The sequence below is a fragment of the Pantoea sp. MHSD4 genome (assembly GCF_021043305.1).
In the GTDB taxonomy this organism is placed as follows: Bacteria; Pseudomonadota; Gammaproteobacteria; order Enterobacterales; family Enterobacteriaceae; genus Pantoea; species Pantoea eucalypti.
This window is the reverse complement of record NZ_JAJNDH010000007.1, coordinates 105,178-131,632: the sequence shown is the minus strand read 5'-3', so window position 1 is coordinate 131,632 and position 26,455 is coordinate 105,178. Positions and strand designations below refer to the sequence as shown.

The window sequence follows — 26,455 nt, the reverse complement described above, 5'->3', positions numbered from 1 at the left end:
TGCAGCAGCCGGCTAATAGTGGTTTGTGCGGATGGGAGCCTGAACTTCGCCATTACCCACGGTGATATTTAAAATACTGCTGACACGTTTCGCGATCAGTTCAATATCAAATGCCGCTGCCGAAGCCGGGCTGAAATCATAAACAGACTGTTGGGAAGCATTGGCTTCACCCACGCTTTCATCACGGTGAACCACGCCCAGTAAGTTATCGCCCAGACGCTGCTGCATAAATGCGGTGACATCGCGATTAATATTCCGGCGGTTGTCGCACTGGTTCAGGATAAAATAGTGACCCTGCTTATTATTCAGCGGTTTACCGGTCATCCGGTTTTCTTCAATCTGCGGTAATAACGACACTGACGCGGTATCTGCTAACATCACCACTAAATGCATATCGGCCAGCGCCGTCATTGCTTTAAGGGCAGGACCGGGACCAGGCGGAAAATCAGCCACAATAACCAGACCGGGATAGTTCAGCACCGTATCCAGACCGCGCTTAATAAAGTGAGGATCTTTCATCAGGTTCTCTTCGAACCGCTCGCGCTGTGTCTCCGTCACGTCGCCATAAGGCAGGACAAAGATATTGCCGCCGGTGGTGAGGATTGACTGGCTCCAGTCCGCCTGCTCTTCTGAGCGCGCCACAAATCCACGGCCATCATGAAGTGGCACACCAAAGTGCAGACGCAATGCATTCTGCACATCAAAATCAATCGCCAGAACTTTGCTACCGGAACGTGCCAGACTCCAGGCCAGATTCGCCGCCAGCGTCGTTTTTCCCACGCCTCCCTTCGGCGAGCACACACAAACTAACGGCATAACGCAATCTTCTCCAGTAACGGTTTGAGCAAGGTTTCTTTCGGCAGAGTCACATCGCGTGAGCGGAACAGCGGGCCAAACCGTCCCGGCTCAGCATGGGGTGCAGCGGGCGTAACAACAGGCTGACGCTCCGCCGCAGTAGCATGACGGGCTGGCTCAGCACGCAATACAGCCGCAGGCTCAGCCACTTTTAGTGGCGGCGGTGGCGGAAACAGTGACGAAGAGCCACGTTCAGCCATACTGGCTGCTGGCAGGTTGCTGCCTGTCAGACTATCGAGAATCGAACTGTGAACGGCCATTGTCGGTTGGGCACTTAGCGTGGCTGGTCGTGCCGGTGCCTCAGGCGGAGGAGCCGTGAACTCATCACCGCGCAGCGGCTGAGGCTGAGGCAGGTCGATACGCTGACCGCTACCCAATGGCGCCTGCTGTTCTTCTTTCGCCAGCTGACGAATCAATGCCCATTTACTGTGTTCCGCCGCTTCCTGCGTCTGGCCAGACATATCTTTAAAGTCGATGTCGAGCGTTTGCGTTTTCTCTTTAAAACGCTGCAAATCATCGTAATTATTCTTCATTGACCGTGGCCTGCAACAAGGTGAGAATTTTCCTGGAATATAACACATCCCTCGAATGTCAGTCAGAAAAAACTGATTACAAAAAGAGCAAATTCAATAAAATAGTTTAATCATAAAGATTAAACCCTGCCGACTAAAAGCCATTCTCAGCGCACAACCCCTGATTATTAATAAGCTAAATTTAAGTTAAATTGTCTGGCTTTTTTTTAAAATTTTTCGGAAATAGCCGCTGTGGCAACGAATGGCCCAGCCAGAAGGACTCATACCACACAGCGTATTTAACAGCGACAAGGCCATTTCAGGTGCAGCAAAAAGCCGCTCGCCACCATGAGGGATTGATGGCATTTATCTTTTTCCGCTGAAAATATCACCAGAAAAAAACAGGTTAAAAGTGGTAAAGAAAACAGGAGGGAAATAATCAGAATATGAGTGTGGAACCGCCAGCGGTGCGGCTTGCCACTGAATTGAGATAAAAAAAGGCTCCAGAAAGGAGCCTTCGGCTGGAGGCAAGGTGATTGCTCAGCTGACGTTTTCTGCCACCCCAACCGGCTGATTCTCATCCTGATCAACCGCGAAGCAGGCAATTTCCTGCCCGCCATAGTTTTTCAACTTTGGCTGCAGCTGTACACAGGTGCTGAAACGCCGATGGCAGCGTGCATTAAAGGCGCAGCCTGGTGGCGGATTCAGCGGGCTTGGCAGCTCGCCGGTCAGCTTAATACGCTCACGACGGTCGTCAGGATTAAGACGCGGCGTCGCTGACAGCAAAGCCTGAGTATAAGGATGGCGCGGATTGGCGAAAATCGCCTCTTTGCTGCCCTTTTCTACGCAACGGCCGAGGTACATCACCATTACCTCATCGGCTATGTGTTCTACCACGGATAAATCGTGCGAGATAAAGACGTATGAGAGGCCCATATCCTGCTGCAGATCCATCATCAGGTTCAGCACCTGAGCACGCACCGACACGTCGAGCGCCGAAACTGGCTCATCAGCAATCAGCACGTCCGGATCGAGCATCAGCCCGCGCGCAATCGCGATACGCTGGCGCTGTCCACCCGAGAACATGTGTGGATAGCGGTCATAATGTTCAGTTTTCAGGCCGACTTTCGCCATCATCTCCAGCGTCTTCTCGCGACGTTCCGCTTTGGTAAGCGAGGTATTGATCACCAATGGCTCTTCCAGAATCTGGCTCACTTTTTTACGCGGATTGAGTGAGCCATACGGGTTCTGGAACACGATCTGGATTTTCTGACGACGCAGCTTCTGCGCCTGAGGATCGTGTTTCAGCAGATCCTGACCGTGCCAGTAGAGCTGCCCTTCGGTCGGGGTTTCAATCATGGTCAGCAGTCGGCCCAGCGTGGATTTACCACAGCCTGACTCGCCAACCACTGCCAGCGTTTTACCGCGTTCCAGATCAAAAGAGACGCCATCAAGTGCCTTGACCAGACGCTCCTGACCAAACAGTCCCTTCTTCACCGGGTAGTGCTTCTTCAGATCAATCGCCTGTAACAGAAACTGATCTTTCTTAATTTCATGACTCATAAGTGGGTCTCCCGGCATCGTCCAGCGGATAGTGACACTTGGACTGGCGTCCTGGAATAGTGCGCAGTTCAGGTTCTTCCTGACGACATAGGTCAGTCGCATAAGGGCAGCGTGGATTCAGCAGACAGCCAACCGGGCGATCATATTTACCCGGCACGACGCCCGGCAGCGAGGCCAGACGCGCTTTATCAGCCGCAAACTCTGGCAACGCACGCAGCAGCGCCTGCGTATAGGGATGGCGCGGCGCTTTGAAAATATCGGTCGCTTTGCCGCTCTCCACCACCTGACCGGCATACATCACGATAATGTGGTGAGCCGCTTCTGCCACTAACGCCAGATCGTGCGTAATCAGAATCAGCGCCATGTTCTCCTGCCGCTGTAACTCCAGCAGCAGTTCGATGATCTGTGCCTGGATAGTCACGTCGAGCGCTGTGGTCGGCTCATCGGCGATGAGCAGCTTTGGCCGGCAGGCGATCGCCATCGCAATCATCACACGCTGGCTCATGCCGCCCGACAGCTGGTGCGGATAGACATCGAGACGTGACGCAGGATCGGGAATACCGACCTGATTCAGCAGGTCGATTGCCCGCTGACGCCGCGTGCGTTTATTGCCGCCCTGATGCACCTTGATCGCTTCCATAATCTGGAAACCCACGGTGTAGCAGGGATTCAGGCTGGTCATCGGGTCCTGAAAAATCATCGCCACTTCTGCACCCACCAGCTGGCGGCGCTCGCGTTCGGAGATGTGTTGCAGGTCGCGCTGGTTGAACTCCAGCTTCTCAGCCATCACTTTGCCGGGGAAATCGATCAGCCCCATGATCGCCAGCGAACTGACTGATTTACCGGAGCCAGACTCGCCCACGATACCCACAACCTGGCCCTGCTCTACCTGATAACTGATGCGGTCAACCGCACGGAACGGTGCTTTATCGTCGCCGAAATGCACCGATAGTTTGTCTACATTTAATAACGCCATCTCGGTGCCTCTTTACTGCTTGAGTTTCGGGTCGAGGGCATCACGCAAACCATCGCCCATCAGGTTAAATGCCAGTACGGTAAGCAGAATGACCAATCCAGGGAAGGTCACTACCCACCAGGCACTTTGCGCATACTGCAGAACGTCGGAGAGCATGGTGCCCCACTCCGGCGTTGGCGGTTGCGCACCCATACCGAGAAAGCCCAACGCCGCCATATCGAGAATGGCGTTGGAGAAACCTAATGACGCCTGCACGATAAGCGGTGCAAGGCAGTTAGGCAGAATATTCACGAACATCTGGCGCAGCATACCCGCACCGGCCACGCCGGAAGCGGTGACATAGTCGCGGTTCACTTCGACCAGCACCGCCGCGCGGGTCAGACGGATATAGTGCGGCAGTGCCACAAAGGTCAGCGCGATGGAGGCGTTGACGATTGAGGGGCCAAAGATGGCGACCAGCACCAGCGCCAGCAGCAGACTTGGCAGCGCCAGCATGATATCGACTACACGCATGATGATGGCATCGACCACGCCGCCGAGATAACCGGCCAGCAGGCCAAATATCACGCCGAAAATCAGTGACAGCACCACGACCAGACAGCCCACCAGCAGTGACAGGCGCGCACCGTACATTAGACGCGACAGCACATCGCGGCCCACGTCGTCGGTGCCCAGGATGTAGCTCCAGTTACCGCCTTCCTGCCAGACCGGCGGATGCAGCAGCGCATCGCGGAACTGCTCAGCAGGTGCATGCGGGGCCAGTACATCGGCAAAGATAGCGCAAAGCAATACAATGATGATGTAGACCAGGCCCACAACGGCGCCTTTGTTACGTTTAAAGTAGTGCCAGAATTCCTGGAACGGGGTCATCGGCGTGGGTGCAACGGTAACGCTGCCGGGATCAACAACAGACATGATGCCCCCTTATTTCTTGTGACGTATGCGCGGGTTAACCACGCCATACAGCAGATCAACCAGCAGGTTGACCACGATGATCAGTACTGCGGTCAGCAGCACGCCGCCCTGCACCACCGGATAGTCACGGCGCTGCAACGCTTCAATCAGCCAGCGACCCAGACCCGGCCATGAGAAGATGGTTTCGGTAAGAATCGCCCCGGCCAGCAGCGTGCCGACCTGCAGACCAATTACCGTGACCACCGGCAGCATGGCGTTTCGCAGCGCATGCACCACGATCACACGCATCCGCGTCAGGCCTTTAGCGCGCGCCGTACGGATGTAATCTTCACCCAGTACTTCAAGCATCGCCGACCGCGTCATACGCACTATCACCGCCAGCGGAATGGTGCCGAGCACGATGGCTGGCAGAATCATGTGCATGACCGCATCGTGGAAGTCGCCCGGCTCACCCCAGAAGAAGGTGTCGATGAGCATAAAGCCGGTTAATGGCATGCTGTCATCCAGGAAGACGGTGTCGCCGACCCGCCCGGAAACGGGTGTCAGGTTGAACTGAACCGAAACCAGCATGATCAACATGATGCCCCACCAGAAGATCGGCATGGAGTAGCCGGTCAGTGAGATTCCCACAGCGGTGTGATCGAAAATCGAACCGCGCTTCACCGCCGCCAGAACCCCTACCGGGATGCCAATGGCCACGGCAAATATCATGGCGCAGATACCGAGTTCCAGCGTCGCTTTGAAGCGCGGAACAAACTCATCCCAGACCGGGATGCGGCTTTTAAGTGAAATGCCCAGGTCGCCATGTAATACGCCGTTAATGTAGTGCAGGTACTGTTTCCACAGTGGCTGATCCAGCCCTAACAGTGCCATTAACTGTGCATGACGTTCAGGTGAAATACCGCGCTCGCCCGCCATGATCAGCACCGGATCGCCGGGGATCATGTGAACAAACGCGAAGGTGAGTAATGTAATGCCGATAAACGTTGGGATAACAAGGCCCAGACGTCGGAGTATGAACTGCAGCATAATCCGGGTTCTCTCTTGTCCGCGCGACCGTCGCCGCGAGGGTTGTTATTGCTTACATCTGACGATCGGGTAGGCCCGACCGCGACGCAGACTGGCTGCGCCTCTACCGTTTCCAGTAAAACAGGGAGATAAAGCCGGGGCGACGCGCAGCCGCCCCGGAAAAGGCGACAATTATTCTTTAATGTCTACCTGAGCAAAGTAGTGTCCGCCCAGCGGATCGACTTTGTACCCGGAGACTTTCTTGCTGACCGGTTCGTATACCGTTGAGTGCGCGATCATCAGCGCCGGTACCTGGTCATGCATCACAACCTGTGCCTGTTTGTAGTACTCGATGCGCTTCGCCTGATCGGCAGTCGCGCGAGCGGGCTGGATCTGGTCCTCGAAGGACTTATCGCACCAGCGCGAGTAGTTAGAGCCATCTTTAGCCGCTGAACAGCTGAACAGGGTGGCCAGGAAGTTATCCGGATCCCCATTGTCGCCGGTCCAGCCCATCATGACGGTCTGGTGCTCGCCCGCTTTGGCGCGCTTCAGATATTCGCCCCACTCGTAGGTGACGATTTTGGCTTTGACGCCAATCTTCGTCCAGTCACTCTGAATCATTTCAGCCATGCGGCGTGCGTTCGGGTTGTAAGGACGCTGAACCGGCATTGCCCACAGGTCGATTGAGAAACCGTCTGCCATGCCCGCTTCTTTCAGCAGCGCTTTGGCTTTCTCAGGATCGTATGCGTAGTCTTTCACCGCGTCGTTATAGCCCCACATTGTTGGTGGGATCAGGTTTTTAGCAGGCTGACCTGCACCCTGATAAACGGCGTCGATAATCGCCTTTTTGTTGACCGCCATGGTCAGTGCCTGACGTACTTTCAGGTTATCCAGCGGTTTTTTCTCAACGTTGTATGACAGATAGCCGACGTTCAGGCCCGCCTGCTCATACAGGTTGATGTTCTTGTCCTGCTTCATACGCGCAATGTCAGCCGGATTTGGATAAGGCATGACCTGGCATTCGCCCTTCTGCAGTTTGGCGTAACGCACTGAAGCATCCGGGGTAATGGAGAAGACTAAGCGATCGATTTTTGGCTTGGTGCCCCAGTAATTCGGGTTAGCTTTGTAAAGGATGCGCGAATCTTTCTGGTACTGCAGCAGCTGGAACGGACCGGTACCAACCGGGTTCAGGTCGACGTTTTGCGGGGTACCCGCTTTCAGCATGTTGTCTGCGTACTCTTTCGACAGAATCGAGGCGAAATCCATGCCGAGGTCGGCGAGGAACGGCGATTCAGGACGGGTCAGCACGAAGCGAACGGTGTTGTCGTCCACTTTCTCAATTTTGCTGATCAGCTTAGGCATATCCATGCCTTCGAAATATTCGTAGCTGCCGCCGGAGACGCCGTGATAGGCGTTGTTTTTATCCAGCTGACGCTCAAAGGTGAACACCACATCATCCGCGTTGAAGTCACGCGTCGGTTTGAAATCTTTAGTGGTCTGCCACTTCACGCCTTTGCGCAGGTGGAAGGTGTAAGTTTTACCGTCTTCGCTGACATCCCACTTCTCTGCCAGTGCAGCGTGCAGTTCGGTGGTGCCGATGGTGAACTCAACCAGTCGGTTGTAGATCTGACGTGAGCTGGCATCGTAGGTGGTGCCCGAAGTGAACAACTGCGGGTTAAAGCCTTCCGGAGAACCTTCAGAACAGTAAACGAGGGTTTTTGCCTGAACACCGGCGGCGACAGTCATAGCAATCAGGCTCAGACCGACCTTCAGCATCCCGGATTTAGCCAGGGAGTTGATCATGCGTTTGCTCCATTGTGATGTGATGTTGTGTGTATTGCCTGACCTCTGATTTTTTTATGCGGTTCAGGCGTACCACCGAACAGGTGGTTAACGCGCGCTACGATTTTTTGTTTTTTCAGATGCAGGTTATGCATTCAGAAAATTCCGTAACTGCGCATTTATTGACGCATCAATTTGTCAACAGTTGCAAAGAACGTCAATACAACGGTTACTTATTTACACAGAGTGTGAGGAATCGCATGCAACGGTAATAAAAACCGTTTCTGTCCAAATGCCATATAATGCACAGCAGAGCTGACCTGAATTCCGTGCATTGTGCTGGAAGCCTGCTCTATCGCTAGTGATTCTCACCGCTAAAAAACTTAAAACTTTTACCGGCAAATGTTGAATAACTGAACGATTCACCGTGCGTTATGACGTTCATCCAGCGGAATATGCTGGTAAAGAAGCATAAGAAATCAGCATGTTGCCGCTTTCGGTCATAAGAAGAATGTGTCGCGAATTATGATCGCATCGCTTATGGGATAAGGCCTGTCAGCGGGAAAGCAGGGATAATTATTGTCAGTAAGTGGAACGCGCGGAAGATGGGGTTTACTGGAACTTTCTGGAAGGTAACAAAAATGATTTGGATTTCTCAGGCGTTCTGAAACGCCCATGTAAGTACCTGATGCGTCTGCCAGACGTGAAGCGAAGGGAGCATACGCCTGTAGCAACGCAATGCGTTGGCCCGGCCACGGGCGCACCTCAGGGATGAGGTGCGCCCGTAGCCGGGCCAACGCGTTGCGTTGTTCAAAAACGCTCCCGGCGTTTTTGTCCATGGCGTGGGACGCTTTCCTCCTCTGCCCGTGTTCCCTCCGCCTTGAATTTATGCGCTGCTGTCAGATTCACTCGGGTTTAGATCTTTCAGCCGTCTGAACCCCGCACAGCGCTAATTCTTTGCCTGCAAATCACTTTTCTACAGACGAAAAAAAACCTGTCTTTTCAGACAGGTTTTCTTAAATATGGTCGGCGAGAGAGGATTACTCTGCTCTTCGAGCAGCGCCCTTCGGGCCGTTGCTGAAGCAACGTTGTCTCGCTACGCTCGGCTCAAACCTCCTTCGGAGGTCCTCATCCTCATTTGTTACAGACGAAAAAAAACCTGTCTTTTCAGACAGGTTTTCTTAAATATGGTCGGCGAGAGAGGATTACTCTGCTCTTCGAGCAGCGCCCTTCGGGCCGTTGCTGAAGCAACGTTGTCTCGCTACGCTCGGCTCAAACCTCCTTCGGAGGTTCTCATCCTCATTTATTACAGACGAAAAAAAACCTGTCTTTTCAGACAGGTTTTCTTAAATATGGTCGGCGAGAGAGGATTCGAACCTCCGACCCACTGGTCCCAAACCAGTTGCGCTACCAAGCTGCGCTACTCGCCGATGGGGGCGCATGTTACTGCTACCCCCGATCAGCGTCAACCGCTTTTTATGCTTTTGCCGCCAATCGCCTGGAAAGCACGCGGTTACCCGTAATTAACCACCTGCCCTGCCCTTTTCGCTCACTATTACAGCGCTTTAGCCTGACCTTTTGCCGGTGCCTGACACCAGTTGTTGGCGGGGTTAATACCGCCATCTGGCGAGGTATAACCCAGACAGCCCAGAATGGTGTCGAACAACTCAACATGGCGATGAGTGCGGCCTACGCGCTGCTGCGCCTGCAAACGCTCAAAATTGCTGCGGTTCTGGCTGTCTTCCAGATACTTATCGGAGGCCCAGACCATCATCGGTACGCGGAACTGCTCAGGTGGCGCCATCTCGCGCGGCGTGCCGTGCAAATGCATATTCTCGCTAATCGACTCACCGTGATCAGAGGCATAGAAAACGATCGCCTTCTTATCACGCAGCTGATCCAGCACGCTATCCAGCATACTATCGACATACAGCACCGAGTTGTCATAAGCGTTAATCAACTGCGCTTTGCTGCAGGTCTCATCCACGCCCATACATTCCGGCTGATATTTCGCGAAACTGCGCGGATAACGCTGTGAATAGAGGTAGTGCGACCCTTTAGTGTGCAACACGATCAGATGCTTACCTTTCGGGAAACGATCCAGTGACGCTTTCATCTCCGGCACCAGCAGCATGTCATCCACCGCTTTGCCCTGATTACGCTTCTCTGAACCAATCTGCTCACGGAAAGCAAAGTTGTTGGCATTGATGTTGTCGTAGAACCAGACTTCGCTCTGCATCGCAAACAACTCAGACGTGAAGCCCAGCTCTTTCATCACCGCAAACACGTTCTGCTCTTTCAGCGTACGACCTGGGTTATCCATGGTGCCGCCTTCGCGTACGAACATGCAGCGCAATGACAGCTTGGTCGCGGTATCACAGGATTCGCCCCGGAACGCCACAAGATTCTTCTCTTTCGACAACTTTGGCGTGGTGTCACGCTCGTAGCCCAGCATCCCCATGTGATCCCAGCGGGTGGTCTCACCAATCACAAACACCACATAGGTGTCGTCCAGTCCGGCAGGCGCGACGTAGGTAAACTTCTTCGCCGGATCCAGCAATTCCTCGCTATTCAGCGTCTCATCCACGCGGGTCCAGGCAAAGAGTCCTACAGCTGCAAGCCAGTTTGAAGGAAGATAAGAGTGTGCCACGACACCGCCGTAGCTCGGTAGATCGACGTTGGTAATCTCTTCGTTTTGCTTCTGCAGTTTGTCCAGAAAGCGAATCGGCAACCAGACCAGCGCCACGCAAAGCAGCATGATCACGGAGGGTTTAAGACGCTGTCCCGGCGTGCGCAGCTGCTCATTCAACGTCATGCTCAGCTTATTACGCCAGATCATCAGCAGCGGCAGCGCGCTGACCAGCACCATCCACAGAATGAAATGGTAGCCAACCACCTCTTTAGAAAGATCGGTATCAGTGGTCATCACCGAAGCCACAATGCCGTAGCCAATTACGACGTTAAAAAATGCCATGTAATAAGCAGCGGCAACGGAAATCAGCACTATCAGCGTGGCCAGCACGCGATAAAACCACTTTCCACCCAGCGACAGCAGCCGCATCAGGAAGAAAGTCAGCAGCACAATGGCCACCACTTCAGTGACGGCAGTCAGCCAGTTCGTTATCGTAGAGTGCGAAAGAAAACCATCAAAACGACGATAGAAAATTGGTAAATTCAGTAAGATACCGAGGTAGAGCGCCAGCAGTAACGATAACTTCTGCTGAGTCAGGGTTTTAATATAATTCATGAAAAAAGGTGTTTCTCCGGTGTGAAGCGCTTAACCAAATCTTTTATGTGACTGCCGAAACGCGGCAGAGTTCGCTGAATAAGCGGACCGGACAAGATGAAGGAAAATTCTGAACGGATTTATAGGCTATAACGCGAGGTGGCTCAGTAAAGCATGAGGGCGTTTCATAGACCAGATAATAATCGCTGTCGACCTGATTAGCACATTTTTTGTACACAGCGCGGAGGATTAACCGGACATGCTGACGCAGTGAGACGGAAGTGTGGGATTGAATAACAGGCAAAAGTGCGGGCCTGATAATTCAGGCCCGCAGCATGCTTAGCGAATGATGTTCAGCGTCACGTCGATGTTGTTGCGAGTGGCGTTTGAGTAAGGACACACGATGTGTGCCGCATCCACCAGCTTCTGCGCTTCTGCTTCATCCATTCCCGGCAGGTGAATATTCAGCGTCGCTTCGATGCCAAAGCCGTTGGGGATCGGGCCGATACCTACTTCACCTTCAATCCACGCATCTTTTGGCATCGCGATTTTGTCGCGACCCGCAACAAACTTCATCGCACCGATGAAGCAGGCAGAATAGCCCGCCGCAAACAGCTGCTCAGGGTTGGTCACTTCGCCGCCTGCACCGCCCATCTCTTTTGGCACGCCCAGTTTAACGTCCAGTACACCGTCAGAAGAGGTTGCACGACCATCACGACCACCGGTAGCTTTGGCTTTGGCGCGGTAAACCACTTGTTCTAAAGACATGACATTTCTCCGTTACACTATTTAATCGCCTGCTACTTATTTAACCGTAATCAGGCGGTGAGGTTCAACGGGTGCAATGCACCCGTCGGCAATATTTATCGTGACTGAATCAGGTTATCACGCAATCCATCAAGCTGTAATTTCAGCGCCAGCAGGGCATCATCGTCACAGGCAGTGGCACATTTAACCGCTTCAGGAATGGCTTCAGCCTTAACGCGCAGCGCACGGCCAGCCTCGGTCAGTGTTACTGCAACCTGCCGTTCATCCTGACGGGTACGCTGCCGGTTAATCAGACCCGCGCTTTCCAGTCGCTTCAGCAGTGGCGTTAATGTTGCCGAGTCTAAAAAAAGCTGCTCGCCAATCTCTGACACCGTAACATCATCTTTCTGCCACAACACCAGCATCACCAGATATTGTGGATAGGTAATGTCGAGCTGGCTCAGCAACTGGCGATACACTTTATTCATTGCCAGATTGGCAGAATAAAGCGCAAAGCAGAGTTGCTGATCGACCAACAGTGGCATCGTTTTCACTTTTTTGTCATCTTGATCACAGTTCATGGTGTTCAATATATATAGCGCGCTAGATAATTGCAAGCAAACTTTTAGTCAGGGGTAAAAGCATGCTGGATTCACTGGAAGAACAGGCGCGTCGATTCGCCACCGAGGCACATGCCAGTGCCGGTCAGCGCCGCAAATATACCGATGAGCCTTATATTGTTCATCCGGCCGCGGTGGTGGAACTGGTGCGCAGCGTCAGCCATGACGAGGCATTGTTAGCGGCAGCCTGGCTGCACGATACCGTAGAAGATACCTCCACGACCCAGAGCGATATCGAAGCCCACTTTGGCGCGCGCGTGGCCAGCCTGGTGGAGATGCTGACCGATAGCGCACCGGCTACGGCGAAAAATCGGGCGGCCCGGAAGCTTGCGCACTTTCGCCATACGGCCAGCGCCAGTCCTGAGGCCCAGACTATCAAGCTGGCGGACATCATCGACAATACCCGCGCGATTGTACGTTTTGATCCTGACTTTGCGCGGGTCTACCTGGTGGAAAAGCAGATACAGATTGCGTTGCTGAAGCAGGGCGATGCACAGTTGTGGCAGCAGGCTTCGACGATCATAGAAAGCGGGCTTGCCCGGTTGCGGGAGCCGCCCTACAGCGTGCCGGAGAGCTGGTTTGTCAAACAGGCCGCTAAATACAGCATAAAACACGCATAAAAAAACCCGCCAGCGGCGGGTGTTTTCATGATGCCTGATTATTCAAGCAACTGGCGTCCCAGATAGGGATTGGCCTGTAATAACTTCATCAGTTTCTGCGCCGTCGCGGATGGACGGGTACGCCGGGCTTCCCAGCTTTTCACGGAAGATACGCTCACGCCCATCACTTTAGCAAACTCATCAACCTGCATGCCGGTCATTTCGCGCAGACGCTGTGGCTCTGGCTGGGCGGGTTGCTGACGCTGAATAAGTAACTCGGCGGCGCGATCATCACGTGTCAAAACAATCTGCTCAAGGCTGCTGAGCAATTCAAACATCGGGTCTTTTAATTCCATAGAGAACTCCTTAAAAACTCACTATGAAGCACGTGAAAGTAGAGAGGTACGAGCCTGAAGTCAGGACTCTGAAACCGGGCCTGTTCAGGCTGGATCCCGCAAGGGTTTGTTTTTGTTATGAGAAAAACCATTACGGGACACAGCCTGCGGTGCACTGCTTATAAAGGTGTCAGAACAATGCAACAAATGCCGGGAGACTAAGTATGGATAGAGACCTGACTATTTGCCGCGCAATTTATAATTATTTTTTTAACTAACGTGTGCCGAAAACGCTCCAGCGCTTCTAACCTACTGAGGCGGTTGATTTTTGCGCCTGCACAGCGGGCAAAAAAATCAAATGGTGTTTGCTATTTATGTGGATGCCATCAAGCTTTTGGCGGGCACATTCTCATTTCTGTGAGGCATTACACCTCTTCAGGTAGTGATTGCAAAATATACGCCAATGGTTTACTTCATGAACACTTATATTCACAGTTCTGATTAATTTAAGAATAGTCCTGGTTTGCCGCTGAGCCCTGGCGCGCGGCGGCTCACAGCGACGTGCGGAGAAATATTTTATTCTGAACGCCGCCATATCGTCAGCGAAATCAACAGTCACTCTAACGAAACGGCAGATGCCTCATGCCGGTGCAGTCAGCCGTCCTTAATCGCGCTGATGCGCGCTAAAAGTGCAGCCTTGTGATTGCGCACTCATGACGGGTAAAAAGAGACCTGCCACCTGAAAGGATGAAGAGCGATGCGAGAAACAGATTTTGACGTCGGATACCCTTCTCATCGCGTACCGATGATGGGACGCAATGCCGTGGCGACCTCACAACCGCTGGCGGCGCAGGCGGGCTTACGGATGCTGCAGCAGGGCGGAAATGCTGTAGATGCCGCTGTCGCTACCGCCATCGCCTTAACTGTGCTGGAGCCAACCGGAAACGGCATCGGCAGCGATGCGTTTGCCATTGTCTGGGACGGCAGCGAGCTGCATGGATTAAACGCCTCAGGCCGTTCGCCCGCCGCGTGGCATCCTGAGCGCTTCGCCGGTTTGAGTGCAATGCCAGAAACCGGCTGGGAGTCCGTTACCGTCCCGGGTGCCGTCTCGGCGTGGGTCACGCTGGCGCAGCGCTTCGGGACCCTACCGCTGACCACACTGGCGCAACCCGCAATTGACTATGCGCGCAACGGTTTTCCGGTATCACCGCTGATTGGTCAGCTGTGGCAGCGAGGCTATGACAAGCTACGGGATCAGCCTGGCTTCATCGACTGCTTTGCGCCGCAGGGCCGTCCACCCCGTGCGGGCGAGTTATTCCGCAATCCGGCTCAGGCCCGGACCCTGCAGACGATCGCTGAGACACAGGGTGAAAGTTTTTATCGCGGTGCACTGGCGCAGAAGATGACAGCCTTTGCCCGTGAACATGGCGCGGCGCTGACGCTGGACGATTTGAAAAACCATCGCGCCGACTGGGTTACCCTGCTGTCACATCCGTTTGCCGGGGGATCGGTGCAGGAGTTGCCGCCTAACGGTCAGGGCATTGCGACATTGATTGCGCTCGGCATTCTGGAAGCGTGGGAGATCAACCGTTATGCGCCTGATTCGCCGCAGTGGCTGCATCTCTCCATTGAGGCGATGAAACTGGCACTGGTTGATCTGGAGCGTTATGTCACCGATGAAGATCATCTCGAGTTCCCGGCAGCGTTACTGCTGAGTAAAGAGTATATCCGCCAGCGGGCAGCGTTGATTGATCCTGACAAAGCGGGAGATTTCCGCTTTGGATCACCGCAGCAGAGCGGCACGGTGTATGTTGCGACGGCTGATGCCAGCGGTATGATGGTCTCATTCATTCAGTCTAACTACATGGGCTTTGGCTCCGGCGTGGTGGTGCCCAACACCGGCATCAGCCTGCAGAACCGTGGGGCGGGCTTTTCACTCGATCCAGACCATCCTAACGTGGTGGCAGGCGGTAAGCGCCCTTTTCACACCATCATCCCGGCCTTTGCGCTGGATGAGCAGGGTCAGCCGCTGATGGCGTTTGGTGTGATGGGTGGCCCGATGCAGGCGCAGGGTCATGTCCAGCTGGCGCTGCGAATTATGCTGCACCGCCAGAATCCGCAGGCTGCGATTGATGCGCCGCGCTGGCGGGTGGTACAGGGACGCGAGGTGGTGTTTGAATCGACACTCGATCGCAATACCCTGAGCACGCTGCGCCGCATGGGGCACAATGTGGTACTGGAAGATCCCCTGAGCAATTACAACTTTGGTGGCGCGCAGGCGATAGTGCGCGATCCGCAGGGTTTCTATATTGCAGCCAGCGAGAGTCGCAAAGATGGTCAGGCGGTGGTGTTTTAAGGCTGCAGCCGTGATCGCCATACCGCTAAACTGACGTTCAGGTTAACGCATGATGGCAGGAAACGTATCGCGCTCTGACGTGCGGGCGATCCCGTTGTATCACCGGCGTTTAAGAAAGCCTCTGCTTCACAGGCGGTTTCACATTGTGCCGTGACGGCGGTTTGTTCTATTCTTTAGGCCATTCCTACCTGGACATCAGACAGTACTACCGACAGGAGTTGACCCAATGGCTTCAGGACTTACACGCCTTATGGCACGCGGCGGCATTATGCTCGCTGGCGCGCTCATCGTGCTGCAACTCACCGCATGCGGTGACAAAGAAGGCGAGCAGCGTAAAGCATTTATTGATTTCCTCCAGAATACCGTGATGCGCAGTGGCGAGCATCTCCCTAGCCTCAGCGAAAACCAGAAGCAAAGCTTTGGCAACTTCGCCAGCGATTACGCCATCATGTACGGCTTTTCGCAGCAGGCGAACAAAGCCGTTGAACAGGGGATGCGTCCGGTGGTGGATGAACTGTCTGCCATTCGCGTTCCGCAGGATTATCTCAGCCGTCGTGATTCCCTGCGTCAGGCCACGAGCGCACTGGTCATTGTTACCCAGCAGATTGAGAGCGCAAAAATGCAGGCGGACAGCAGCAAAGCGGCCCTAAAGCAGACGGATGATCTGAAAAAAGTCTACGACACCGCCTATAACAAAGTGGTGACGGTACCCGCCAATCAGCTGATTCCGCTGCTGCCTAAACTTCAGGCGCTGAGCCAGGCTGCCGTGCAGACCGGCGAATTCCTGCAAACTCAGGGTACCCGCGTCAGCTTCAATGATGGCGGCGTGCAGTTCCCGACGCAGGATCAGGCTTCACAATACAACGCGATAATGAGCACGTTATCCGCGAATGCACAGGCGCTTCCTCAGGCACAAGCGGCCGTTCAGGGTGGCCTGCAGTAAATCTGCTTTATGGGCAGGCGTAGGTCGCCTGCCCGTCTCCACGCCTTTTCTAATCTCATCCGATAGCCTGTCGAATGAAGTGTGATCTGGCGCATTTTCGACCAAAAATAGTTTGTGATCTGAGTCACATTTATATAACAAACCCCCGCCCTTTTAGTGTGATCAAACTCACAGATAATCAGCTATCACGCGTAAAAACCAGGCAAAACAACACGTAACCGTTATAAAAATGTGATCAATGTCACGCTAATCACCCCTGCCACCACCCTTAATCAGTGATGTAGATCACACTTTTCCCGCGTGCTACGCAGTGCCAAATTCGCGTGATAGAGTCCGCGTGCATACAGTAATACCACCGGCTTCGAGTCGGGGTGGCTAAACAAAAACAAACGCGCTCTCCTATTGCAGCGCGTCTCAATAAGGGGTGGGTTTATGTCCTCATCAGTGAAGGTCAAAGTACAGAGCTTTGGTCGCTTTCTGAGTAATATGGTGATGCCAAACATCGGGGCGTTCATCGCCTGGGGTATCATCACCGCGCTGTTTATTCCAACTGGCTGGATCCCGAACGAAACGCTGGCCAAACTGGTTGGCCCAATGATCACCTACCTGCTGCCACTGCTGATCGGTTTTACCGGTGGGCGTCTGGTGGGCGGCGATCGTGGCGGTGTGGTCGGTGCAATTACGACAATGGGTGTGATTGTCGGTGCGGATATGCCGATGTTCCTCGGTGCAATGATTGCCGGTCCACTGGGCGGCTGGGCAATTAAGTCGTTTGACCGGGCGATTGACGGCAAAATCAAAAGCGGCTTCGAGATGCTGGTTAACAACTTCTCGGCCGGTATTATCGGGATGATTCTGGCACTGCTGGCGTTCCTGGCGATTGGTCCGCTGGTAGAAGGTCTGTCACACATTCTCGCCGCAGGCGTGAATCTGATGGTGCAGAACAACCTGCTGCCGCTGACCTCAATCTTCGTGGAACCGGCAAAAATCCTGTTCCTGAACAACGCCATCAACCACGGGATCTTCTCACCGCTGGGTATCCAGCAAGCCAGTGAGGCGGGCAAGTCGATCTTCTTCCTGATCGAAGCCAACCCGGGTCCGGGTATGGGCGTGCTGATGGCCTACATGTTCTTTGGTCGTGGTAGTGCTAAACAGTCTGCAGGCGGTGCGGCAATTATCCACTTCCTTGGCGGCATCCATGAGATCTACTTCCCGTATGTGCTGATGGCGCCTCGCCTGCTGCTGGCGGTCATCCTGGGAGGCATGACGGGTGTCTTCACACTGACCGTGCTGAACGGTGGCCTGGTCTCGCCTGCTTCACCGGGTTCAATCCTGGCGGTGCTGGCGATGACACCAAAGGGTGCCTACTTTGCGAACATCGCTGCCATTGCTGCCGCTTTCGCCGTCTCCTTCGTCGTTTCCGCTATCCTGCTGAAAACCAGCAAGGTTAAAGAAGATGACGATATCGAAGCCGCGACTCAGCGCATGCATGAGATGAAAGCGCAGTCGAAAGGCCAGAGCGTGGCGGGTGCACCCGTCGCCAGCGATGCGATGAGCGTCGAGCTGCATCACGTGCGCAAAATTATCGTCGCCTGTGATGCCGGTATGGGCTCAAGCGCCATGGGTGCAGGTGTTCTGCGTAAGAAAGTGCAGGATGCAGGTCTGAGCAATGTGTCGGTGACGAATACCGCGATCAATGCCCTGCCAGGCGATGTCGATCTGGTGATTACCCATCGTGATCTGACCGAGCGTGCTATTCGCCAGGCTCCGCATGCGCAGCACATCTCGCTGAATAACTTCCTCGACAGTGCGCTCTACAGCACGCTGACCGAACGTCTGGTTGCCGCTAATCGCAGCGACGTGCATCGTCAAACGGTCACCACTGCGCTCTCTGACAGTTACGATGAAGGCAACGCACACCTGTTTAAACTGGGTGCAGATAACGTCTTCCTCGGCCTGACCGCCAGCAACAAAGAACAGGCGATTCGTTTTGCTGGTGAACAGCTGGTGAAAGGCGGTTATGTAGAGCCAGAATATGTTGACGCGATGCTGGCGCGTGAAAAACTGACGCCGACCTACCTCGGTGAGTCGATTGCGGTGCCGCACGGGACCGTTGAAGCGAAAGATCGCGTGCTGAAAACTGGCGTGGTGTTCTGTCAGTATCCGGCAGGCGTCCTGTTTGGCGAAGAGCCAGATGACGTCGCGCGCCTGGTGATTGGTATTGCTGCCCGTAATAACGAGCACATTCAGGTGATTACCAGCCTGACCAATGCGCTGGATGATGACAGCGTGATTGAGAAGCTGGCGAACACCACCCGCGTGCAGGAAGTGCTGGATCTGCTGTCAGGCAAGCCTGCCGTCGCGTAATTCAGAGCAATTCTTTCCCTGGGGCGGTCATGCCCGTCCCGATTTCCTGGGGCGGGTTTGCCCGCCCCATCGTCATTTGATATGGGTCAAAAATTATGAAAGCGTTACATTTCGGAGCAGGAAACATTGGTCGCGGCTTTATCGGCAAATTACTGGCTGATGCAGGTATCGAACTGGTTTTTGCTGATGTGAATCAGACGGTGCTGGATGCACTGAACGCGCGTCATGAGTATCCCGTTCATGTGGTTGGCGAACAGGCCAAAGTGGAAACCGTTAAAGGCGTCAGTGCCGTAAACAGCACCAGCGATGAGATCATCACCCTGGTCTCTGACGTCGATCTTGTTACCACCGCCGTGGGTCCGCAGATTCTGGAGCGTATTGCCGCCAGTGTGGCAAAAGGTCTGGCAAAACGCAGCGACAACGGTAACACCCGTCCATTAAATATCATCGCCTGTGAGAATATGGTGCGCGGCACCAGCCAGCTAAAACAGCATGTGCTGAAGGCGCTGCCGGCGCAGTATCACGCCTGGCTGGAAGAGCATGTCGGCTTTGTGGATTCCGCTGTCGATCGCATCGTGCCCCCTTCTGAAGCAGGCAGCACCGATCCACTGGAAGTGACCGTTGAAACCTTTAGCGAATGGATCGTCGATCAAACCCAGTTTAAAGGTGACCTGCCAGCCATTCCTGGCATGGAACTGACCGACAATCTGATGGCCTTTGTTGAGCGTAAACTCTTCACCCTGAACACCGGTCACGCCATTACCGCCTACCTCGGCCAGCTGGCGGGTCACCAGACCATTCGTGACGCCATCCTTGATGAAAAAATCCGGGCCGTAGTGAAAGGCGCAATGGAAGAGAGTGGCGCGGTACTGATTAAACGTTACGGTTTTGACGCGGAAAAACATGCGGCCTATATCCAGAAAATACTGGGTCGTTTTGAAAATCCTTATCTGAAAGATGATGTTGAGCGCGTAGGCCGTCAGCCGCTGCGTAAACTCAGCGCGGGCGATCGCCTGATTAAGCCCACGCTGGGCACACTGGAGTATGGTTTACCGCACGCCAGCCTGGTGCAGGGTATTGCTGCTGCCATGCACTATCACAGCGATCAGGACCCGCAGGCACAGGAACTGGCCGCGCTGCTGGCAGAAAAAGGCCCGCAGGCTACGCTGGCTGAGATTTCAGGACTGGATGCCGACAGCGAAGTGGTGGCTTCTGTGGTGAGCGCCTGGCACGCTATGGCATAATGCGCACGTGTTAGTGACGCAAGCCGGGCGCAGTTCGCCTGCGCCCAACGGCGGTATTGAACCCATGCAGGCAATAATGGAAGAGAAGCAGGCTTTTGAGAACCGGGTGCTTGAGCGCCTGAACGCCGGTCGTTCGGTGAGAAGCTTCCTGATCGCCGCCGTTGAGCTATTGGCTGAAGCCGTCAATCTGCTGGTGCTGCAGGTGTTCCGCAAAGATGACTATGCGGTTAAATATGCCGTAGAACCGCTGCTGCTGGGTAATGGCCCTTTGGGCGAACTCTCGGTTCGCCTGAAGCTGATTTACGGACTTGGCGTCATCAGCCGGCACGAATATGAAGATGGTGAACTGCTGCTGGCACTGCGCGAAGAGCTGAATCACGACCACGGCGATTATCGTTTTACTGACGACGAGATTCTCGGCCCGTTTGGGGAACTGCACTGTGTCACGGCCTGGCCACCCGCGCCGGTGTTTAATACTGAAGATCCCGAGCTGCGCAGTATGCAGCAGCAGCGCTATCTGCAGATGGTGCGCTCCACCATGGTCCTGTCACTCACCGAGCTGATCGCGCGCATCAGTATGAAGCAGGCGTTTAAAAAGTCCGGTAGCTGATCCTGTCAGGCGCCATCACGGCGCCTTTTTCGTCTTAACCTGAACGGGAATATGCGCCAGATTTGGTGTATCCTTGCCCTGTTTTCCTCAACGAGTTGTTGTCATGAAAGAGCAAGAAAAGAACGAAATCAAACTTCTCAGCGATAAGCTGGACGCATTGAACCGCAAAGAACCGCAGCTACTTGAATCGGGTGATGTCGAGAAACTGGGCGCGTTGCTGAAAGAGAAAGAAGCGCTGGTCATTGAGATTGAGCGCCTGCGCGGTCAGCGGGTTGAAAAACTCAGTGCCGAAGCGCAGAAGCTGCAGAAAATGGGCTTCAGCCGCGAAATTACCAAGAAAGAGCAGGCAAATCTGGGCGCGCTGAAAAAAAGCGTGCGCGGCCTGGTGGTGGTGCATCCAATGACCGCGCTGGGACGTGAGATGGGTCTGACAGCGATGACCGGCTTCGCTAAAACCGCATTCTGACGGGGTCGATCAGGCAGCTGCCTGATCGACATCGGCTTTGCGTTCGCCAGCGGCGGCGTACACCTGCTCCGCCAGCGCATCCAGCAGTTCATAGCGACGGCGATACTCTGCCCGCTTCTTACTGGCGATCTCCTCCAGTGTCTTGCGCGGCAGGCTCAGCGGCAGAGTAAACATCCCATCTTTGCGCGCTTCACCGCTCAGCGACAGCCAGAATTCACTGTAGCTGGCAAAGAACTTATCCCCTTTGCTATGGCGATAACGCAGACTGCGGAAGACATGTGTCTCATCACCTACCGCCAGAATATTTTCCACACCGCACTGCTTCGCAACAATAAATACCGCTTCCATTAACAGACGCTTTGGAAAGAGACCGTGAGCCGCTTTGGTCGCCTCGCGGATCATCTCATTATTGATATGTTTCCGCGGCCCCTGTAGTCCACCAATTAACAGGGTGCGCTGGCTATTTTCGTTGAGAATAGAAAATGAGAGCGACGCAATAATTTCGTCGTTATAACGCAATACCAGTGTCACTTCCCCTTCCCGGTCGAAATAACCAGAGCTGCACGAGAGGATAAAGTTTTCGCCATTTTTACCGGTCAGTGTGGCCAGTGGATTATCCGTAGCGCTTTGCAACAGCTGGCGCAGCATAGGATTTTCCAGATTATTCATCAGGCTGTAATGATCAAGTATCGCCTGCGCACGTGCTGCAATGCTCAGTCCTGAACGCAGATAGGGCCGGTGCAGCTTAGCGGGCAACAATCCCTGCGTGCTCATCAGCAGCGGGAGTTGCGGTAAATGCGACAACGCGTCCAGATAATGCAGCGTCGTCAGTGGCGATATTAAGGTTCTTAACACAAATTTCAGGCGGAAACGTTTACTTTTCCAGAGTTTATCGGGAACATATTTCCCGCTAATTAACTGAAAAAAAAGAGAAGCAGAGGATTCGGTCGTATTTTCCTGAGTAGTTATAATTGACATAGTCAGCGACACACAATGAGTTAAACAAGAATGTCACTGAAAATAACATAGTCAATATCAACGGCAGGTTAATGCGGAATAACATTAAAACTCATATCTGATGACTTCGGGTCCGAATCTGGAATACACAAAATAGAGATAAAAAAAACCGGCGAAATAAATTTCACCGGTTTATCTTCATTGCGTTTACGCTTTGTTAACTTACTGAGCAGCAGCGAAGCGGGCTGCCGCTTCGTCCCAGTTAACCACGTTCCAGAACGCTTTGATGTAGTCAGGACGCTTGTTCTGATACTTCAGATAGTAAGCGTGTTCCCACACATCCAGACCGATGATCGGGAAGCCAGAAACGCCGGCAACCGCTTCACCCATCAGCGGGTTATCCTGGTTTGCGGTAGAAACCACAGCCAGTTTGTCGCCTTTCTTAACCAGCCATGCCCAGCCAGAACCGAAACGGGTCGCAGCGGCTTTCTCGAACTCTTCCTGGAATTTTTCCACGCTACCGAAATCTTTCTCGATAGCCGCTTTCAGGTCACCCTGCAGCGTGGTACCGGTTTTCAGGCCTTTCCAGAACAGGCTGTGGTTAGCGTGACCGCCTGCGTTGTTACGCAGTGGGCCTTTTTTGTCTGCTGGCAGCTGATCCAGTTTGGTGATCAGCTCTTCTACCGGCAGATTAGCAAATTCAGTACCTTCCAGCGCGGCGTTAGCGTTGTTCACATAGGTCTGGTGGTGTTTGGTGTGATGGATCTCCATCGTCTGCTTGTCGAAATGCGGTTCCAGTGCGTCGTATGCGTAAGGCAGGGATGGCAGTGAATAACTCATGTTCTTCCTCTCCATTTAGTTTGAGCAGCACGACGAATTCGGGACGTGCCGCGTAAGCAGTCGAATCATTATAGTTAAATTCATGTAGCGTAAAAGGGTAATCAATGCCCTATTAACCCTAAGGATTTGCGAAAGCCGGCATTAGCAACCCGTTGTTTTTACAGTGTGCTGATGCTGGCTCTGCCTTTTCAGACGTGCCAGGCAGGGAGAGCAGCACGCTGATGCCAGGCTATCAGCCAGCACGCCTCCCGCCTGAACGCCGCGTCGGCCCTGCTCTGCGCGTTACTGACCCAGCTCGCGCAGGGCGCTGTCGAGTGCGCCAACCAGCCAGTCGATATCGCTCTCCTGGAAAGCCAGTGGTGGACGCAGTTTCAGCACATTCCCATACGGACCGGCGACCGAGGTGAGCACACGATGTTCACGAAGCTTCTCAATCAAATCCAGCGCCAGCGTTTTGTCCGGCGTTTTGCTGTGACGATCGGTGACCAGTTCAAAGCCGATAAACAGTCCGGCACCGCGCACATCCCCCACACACTCATAGCGATCCATCAGGGTTCGCAGCTCAGCCAGAAGCTTCGCGCCGACCACGCGGCTGTGTTCCTGTAATCCCTCTTCGGTAATCACGTTCAGCACCGCCTGCGCCGCCGCCATCGCGACCGGATTCCCCCCAAAGGTATTGAAGTAGGGAATCGAATCGCTGAAGGCTGCCAGCACATCACTTTTTGCCAGCAGTCCGGAAACCGGAATGCCATTGCCCATCGGCTTGCCAGTGGTAATCACATCAGGCACCACATCGTGGCGACCAAAGCCCCAGAACGCGTCGCCAGTTCGGCCAAAGCCAGGCTGAACTTCGTCGGCAATAAAAATGCCGCCGTTGGCATGCACCACCTCAATCGCTTTTTTCAGGAAGCCGCGTGGATTGGGCAGAACGCCGTCCGAGGAGAAAATCGAGTCCGCCAGGAAACCGGCAAATTTAATGCCGTGCGCCGCCATGTCATCAATCTGCTGCTGAATCTGGTCTGCGAACCAGTCACCCAGGTCGGGCGCATCCACACGGTAGGCATCTGGCGGCATCACCAGCCGCGTGGTCGGTGCCAGTGGCTGTCCACTGCCCAGTGCCGGAGACGCGCCGGAGGTCAGCTCACTGGTGCCGTGATAGGCCTCTTTACTGACGATAATTCCGGTACCGCCGCTGAACGCGCGCGCCACGCGAATCGCCAGATCGTTGGCTTCCGATCCGGTGCACATGTACATCGCGCGATCGATCGCCGCAGGTGTCGTTGCCAGCAGCGCTTCACTGTAATCCAGAATCTTTTCATGCAGGTAACGCGTGTGGGTGTTCAGCATTTTCATCTGCTGCGTCACCGCCTCAATCACGGCCGGATGGCAATGACCAATGCTCGCCACGTTGTTGTAAACGTCGAGATATTTATCGCCCGCTGCGTCCCACAGATATTGCCCTTCACCCCGCACCAGATGAACCGGTTTGCGATAGAACAGGCGATAGGATTCGCCAAGCACTTTGCTGCGTTTATCGGTCAGTTTGCGTGTGTCACTGTCGAGCGCATCGGCATGTTCAGCACGAAAACTGTTGGTATCCATAATGGTGGAACGCGTGGCCATATTGACTCCCGTTACAAGGATGAAGGAAGAAGAGCGGACTCCTGTATCATGCCTGCCTGAATCTAAAATGCAACAAAATACACAAAAGCAATAAAATACACATGACGCCGTCAAGCCGCCGCGCTAAGCTTGCTCTCTGATCCAGACAGAATCTTTCGCGTCACTGGCGTATCATCCATGCTCTTCGCGCTTTATAAGGATTTCTCTATGCTGCAGGAAACGCGCCTTCATCGCATCCGTGCCTTACTGACCCGGCTAAACCAGGTCAGTACCGAGCGCATTATCAGGGAGCTGGGGGTATCACGCGAAACCGCGCGCCGCGACATCATTGAGATGGAAGCGCTGGGTCTGGCACGCCGCGTCCACGGTGGCCTGGTGGCCATTGAAACCCAGGCTGAACCGCCGCTCACGGAACGTCGCAGCACCCAGACCCGGGAGAAACGCGCAATCGCCCGCGCCGCTGCGCAATTGCTGCAGCCCGGACAGACGCTGTTTCTTGATGCGGGCAGCACCACCACGCTGCTGGCAGAGGAGTTACACGCCCTTTCCGGCCTGACGATAGTGACCAACAGCCTGCAGGCCGCGCTGGCACTGAGCGCTGGAGAAGAAAACCAGCCGTTGAATAATCAGATTATTTTGCTGGGTGGGACGATGTCGGCGGGTGCGCAACAGACGCGCGGCGAAATCACCGTTGGCGAGATTATCCGCTACCGAGCCGATGTCGCGCTGCTGTCGCCCGTGGGTATTGACGCAGAGTGCGGTGGCAGCAGTTTTCACCCGCACGAAGCGGCTATCGCCAGAGCAATGGTGCAGCAATCCGCTGCCTGCTATCTGCTGGCCGATCACACCAAACTCGGCGTGGTCAGCCGCACGGTTTACGCGCCGCCGCAGGCGATCTCCCTGCTGATTACTGACAGTGGCGGCGACAACGGTGCCGCACTTGAGGCGTTGCAGCAGACATTGCCAGCGGTAATGGTGGTTTAACGCAGACGCTGAGGATGGCTGTAGACTGTGGCGCGGCCAGGTTTACTGAATCCAACCAGCGTCAGGTTGCAGCGCTCAGCCACCTCAACCGCCAGGCGGGTCGCCGCCGAGACCGCAAACAGGATCTCCACGCCGCACATGGCAGACTTCTGCACCATTTCATAGCTGGCGCGGCTGGAGACCAGCACCGCGCCCGGTCCCCACGCAGCCTGACTGCGATAACCCAGCAACTTATCCAGTGCCACATGGCGCCCCACATCTTCACAGCCACCCGCCAGTTGACCATCAGGCTGGATCCACGCAGCAGCATGGGTGCAGCCCGTTTTCTGTCCGACCGGCTGATAATCTTTCAGCTGGCCCAGCGCCCGATCCAGGTGGTCCAGCGCGAAGGTCTGGGTAAACGGCAGCGGAGAGAGCGGCTTGCCAATCTGGTCCAGCTGTTCAACACCGCACACGCCGCAGCCGGTCCGGCCTGCCAGCGCGCGACGCTGTTCTTTCAGCGCCATAAAGCGGCGGCTGGACAGCTCAATCTGCACCTCAATACCGTGACAGCCCGGCACAATATCCATGCCGAAAATGTCGCCAGGTGCGTCGATAATGCCCTCTGATAGCGAAAAGCCCAGCGCAAAAGCCTCCAGGTCTTTGGGCGTGGTCATCATCACCACGTGTGATATACCGTTATAGACCAGCGCCACCGGAACTTCGTCTGCCAGCCAGTCATCCTGTGCATCGGTCAGACTGGCGCGCTGCCACACCTGCGTCCTGCTAACGCCGGTTTGAATTGTTAAATCTTCGCCTGAATCAGGCTGGATAGCTTTCAAAAATATAACCTGTTGTTAAGAGATGATCTCATTCGGTGCCCGGTAATGCAGAGCATAGACGCGCTCTGATTCTGCCTTTTAGCCCCCGAGAGCGCAAATAAACAGC

Annotated in this window: 23 protein-coding genes, 1 tRNA gene and 2 other RNA genes; 8 read left to right on the top strand and 18 right to left on the bottom strand. The window is 54.4% G+C overall.

All coding sequences use genetic code 11. From position 1 onward, the window contains the following. Positions 1 to 12: 12 nt before the first annotated feature. The 13 genes from bcsQ to LQK91_RS18940 all read right to left on the bottom strand — a co-directional run bounded on the left by bcsQ (position 13) and on the right by LQK91_RS18940 (position 12,165). Positions 13 to 816 (bottom strand): cellulose biosynthesis protein BcsQ, encoded by an 804-nt coding sequence (gene bcsQ, locus LQK91_RS19000; protein WP_008926417.1) that lies wholly within the window; start codon positions 814 to 816, stop codon positions 13 to 15. Continuing rightward, positions 807 to 1,388, bottom strand: coding sequence for a cellulose biosynthesis protein BcsO (gene bcsO / locus LQK91_RS18995; protein WP_008926416.1), 582 nt, complete (start codon positions 1,386 to 1,388; stop codon positions 807 to 809). The genes bcsQ and bcsO overlap by 10 nt, the downstream gene beginning before the upstream one ends. A gap of 519 nt (positions 1,389 to 1,907) precedes the next feature. Further along, positions 1,908 to 2,930, bottom strand: coding sequence for a dipeptide ABC transporter ATP-binding subunit DppF (dppF, locus tag LQK91_RS18990; protein ID WP_105100003.1), 1,023 nt, complete (start codon positions 2,928 to 2,930; stop codon positions 1,908 to 1,910). Then, positions 2,920 to 3,906: a dipeptide ABC transporter ATP-binding protein gene (gene dppD, locus LQK91_RS18985; protein WP_003851998.1), complete on the bottom strand. Its 987-nt coding sequence runs from the start codon at positions 3,904 to 3,906 to the stop codon at positions 2,920 to 2,922. The genes dppF and dppD overlap by 11 nt, the downstream gene beginning before the upstream one ends. 12 nt (positions 3,907 to 3,918) lie before the next feature. Next, on the bottom strand, positions 3,919 to 4,821 hold the full coding sequence (gene dppC / locus LQK91_RS18980) for a dipeptide ABC transporter permease DppC (RefSeq protein ID WP_003851999.1): 903 nt from the start codon (positions 4,819 to 4,821) through the stop codon (positions 3,919 to 3,921). 9 nt (positions 4,822 to 4,830) lie between these two features. Continuing rightward, complete coding sequence (gene dppB, locus LQK91_RS18975; protein WP_003852000.1) at positions 4,831 to 5,850, bottom strand: dipeptide ABC transporter permease DppB; 1,020 nt, start codon at positions 5,848 to 5,850, stop codon at positions 4,831 to 4,833. A gap of 171 nt (positions 5,851 to 6,021) precedes the next feature. Further along, a complete protein-coding gene (dppA, locus tag LQK91_RS18970; RefSeq protein ID WP_105100002.1) occupies positions 6,022 to 7,632 on the bottom strand; it encodes a dipeptide ABC transporter periplasmic-binding protein DppA in 1,611 nt (536 codons plus the stop codon). Between the two features lie 1,002 nt (positions 7,633 to 8,634). Next, positions 8,635 to 8,764: non-coding RNA, RtT sRNA (locus LQK91_RS18965), on the bottom strand. 35 nt (positions 8,765 to 8,799) lie between these two features. Beyond that, positions 8,800 to 8,929, bottom strand: a non-coding RNA gene (locus LQK91_RS18960) — RtT sRNA. Between the two features lie 35 nt (positions 8,930 to 8,964). Next, positions 8,965 to 9,041 (bottom strand) — tRNA-Pro (locus tag LQK91_RS18955). A gap of 125 nt (positions 9,042 to 9,166) precedes the next feature. Continuing rightward, complete coding sequence (gene eptB / locus LQK91_RS18950; RefSeq protein WP_008926413.1) at positions 9,167 to 10,858, bottom strand: kdo(2)-lipid A phosphoethanolamine 7''-transferase; 1,692 nt, start codon at positions 10,856 to 10,858, stop codon at positions 9,167 to 9,169. Between the two features lie 318 nt (positions 10,859 to 11,176). Next, positions 11,177 to 11,605 carry an organic hydroperoxide resistance protein gene (locus tag LQK91_RS18945; RefSeq protein WP_003848051.1) on the bottom strand — a complete coding sequence of 143 codons (429 nt, stop codon included), beginning with the start codon at positions 11,603 to 11,605 and terminating at the stop codon, positions 11,177 to 11,179. Between the two features lie 95 nt (positions 11,606 to 11,700). Next, complete coding sequence (locus LQK91_RS18940; protein WP_003848049.1) at positions 11,701 to 12,165, bottom strand: MarR family winged helix-turn-helix transcriptional regulator; 465 nt, start codon at positions 12,163 to 12,165, stop codon at positions 11,701 to 11,703. 62 nt (positions 12,166 to 12,227) lie between these two features. On the opposite strand from LQK91_RS18940, the gene LQK91_RS18935 reads away from it, so the two are divergent. Then, the gene (locus LQK91_RS18935) at positions 12,228 to 12,824 is read left to right on the top strand and encodes an HD domain-containing protein (RefSeq protein WP_008926412.1); all 597 of its coding nucleotides are present in this window, start codon (positions 12,228 to 12,230) and stop codon (positions 12,822 to 12,824) included. 38 nt (positions 12,825 to 12,862) lie between these two features. Here LQK91_RS18935 and LQK91_RS18930 read toward each other — a convergent pair whose 3' ends face one another. Then, positions 12,863 to 13,159, bottom strand: coding sequence for an HTH-type transcriptional regulator (locus tag LQK91_RS18930; RefSeq protein WP_003848045.1), 297 nt, complete (start codon positions 13,157 to 13,159; stop codon positions 12,863 to 12,865). A gap of 736 nt (positions 13,160 to 13,895) precedes the next feature. Here LQK91_RS18930 and LQK91_RS18925 point away from each other — a divergent pair. The 6 genes from LQK91_RS18925 (at position 13,896) to LQK91_RS18900 (ending at position 21,124) form a co-directional block, all read left to right on the top strand. Continuing rightward, the gene (locus LQK91_RS18925) at positions 13,896 to 15,494 is read left to right on the top strand and encodes a gamma-glutamyltransferase family protein (RefSeq protein ID WP_105100000.1); all 1,599 of its coding nucleotides are present in this window, start codon (positions 13,896 to 13,898) and stop codon (positions 15,492 to 15,494) included. Between the two features lie 226 nt (positions 15,495 to 15,720). Further along, positions 15,721 to 16,437: a DUF3053 domain-containing protein gene (locus LQK91_RS18920; protein ID WP_008926411.1), complete on the top strand. Its 717-nt coding sequence runs from the start codon at positions 15,721 to 15,723 to the stop codon at positions 16,435 to 16,437. Between the two features lie 432 nt (positions 16,438 to 16,869). After that, positions 16,870 to 18,804, top strand: coding sequence for a PTS mannitol transporter subunit IICBA (locus LQK91_RS18915; RefSeq protein WP_003848039.1), 1,935 nt, complete (start codon positions 16,870 to 16,872; stop codon positions 18,802 to 18,804). A 95-nt stretch (positions 18,805 to 18,899) separates the two neighbouring features. Next, positions 18,900 to 20,048 carry a mannitol-1-phosphate 5-dehydrogenase gene (gene mtlD, locus LQK91_RS18910; RefSeq protein ID WP_003848038.1) on the top strand — a complete coding sequence of 383 codons (1,149 nt, stop codon included), beginning with the start codon at positions 18,900 to 18,902 and terminating at the stop codon, positions 20,046 to 20,048. Between the two features lie 64 nt (positions 20,049 to 20,112). After that, on the top strand, positions 20,113 to 20,658 hold the full coding sequence (gene mtlR, locus LQK91_RS18905) for a mannitol operon repressor MtlR (RefSeq protein ID WP_181162247.1): 546 nt from the start codon (positions 20,113 to 20,115) through the stop codon (positions 20,656 to 20,658). Positions 20,659 to 20,761: 103 nt separating this feature from the next. Continuing rightward, the gene (locus tag LQK91_RS18900; RefSeq protein WP_003848030.1) at positions 20,762 to 21,124 is read left to right on the top strand and encodes a YibL family ribosome-associated protein; all 363 of its coding nucleotides are present in this window, start codon (positions 20,762 to 20,764) and stop codon (positions 21,122 to 21,124) included. 9 nt (positions 21,125 to 21,133) lie between these two features. Here the strand turns inward: LQK91_RS18900 and LQK91_RS18895 are convergent, their stop codons facing one another. The 3 genes from LQK91_RS18895 to LQK91_RS18885 all read right to left on the bottom strand — a co-directional run bounded on the left by LQK91_RS18895 (position 21,134) and on the right by LQK91_RS18885 (position 24,544). Further along, positions 21,134 to 22,102, bottom strand: coding sequence for a VirK/YbjX family protein (locus LQK91_RS18895; RefSeq protein WP_008926408.1), 969 nt, complete (start codon positions 22,100 to 22,102; stop codon positions 21,134 to 21,136). Positions 22,103 to 22,303: 201 nt separating this feature from the next. Next, positions 22,304 to 22,921 (bottom strand): superoxide dismutase [Mn], encoded by a 618-nt coding sequence (sodA, locus tag LQK91_RS18890; RefSeq protein WP_008926407.1) that lies wholly within the window; start codon positions 22,919 to 22,921, stop codon positions 22,304 to 22,306. A gap of 282 nt (positions 22,922 to 23,203) precedes the next feature. Continuing rightward, positions 23,204 to 24,544 carry an aspartate aminotransferase family protein gene (locus LQK91_RS18885; RefSeq protein WP_003849706.1) on the bottom strand — a complete coding sequence of 447 codons (1,341 nt, stop codon included), beginning with the start codon at positions 24,542 to 24,544 and terminating at the stop codon, positions 23,204 to 23,206. A 207-nt stretch (positions 24,545 to 24,751) separates the two neighbouring features. Between LQK91_RS18885 and LQK91_RS18880 the strand changes: the two genes are divergently transcribed. Continuing rightward, the gene (locus LQK91_RS18880) at positions 24,752 to 25,528 is read left to right on the top strand and encodes a DeoR/GlpR family DNA-binding transcription regulator (protein ID WP_003849703.1); all 777 of its coding nucleotides are present in this window, start codon (positions 24,752 to 24,754) and stop codon (positions 25,526 to 25,528) included. On the opposite strand, the gene fdhD is transcribed toward LQK91_RS18880, so the two are convergent. After that, on the bottom strand, positions 25,525 to 26,349 hold the full coding sequence (gene fdhD, locus LQK91_RS18875; protein ID WP_039658642.1) for a formate dehydrogenase accessory sulfurtransferase FdhD: 825 nt from the start codon (positions 26,347 to 26,349) through the stop codon (positions 25,525 to 25,527). The genes LQK91_RS18880 and fdhD overlap by 4 nt on opposite strands. Positions 26,350 to 26,455 lie beyond the last annotated feature (106 nt).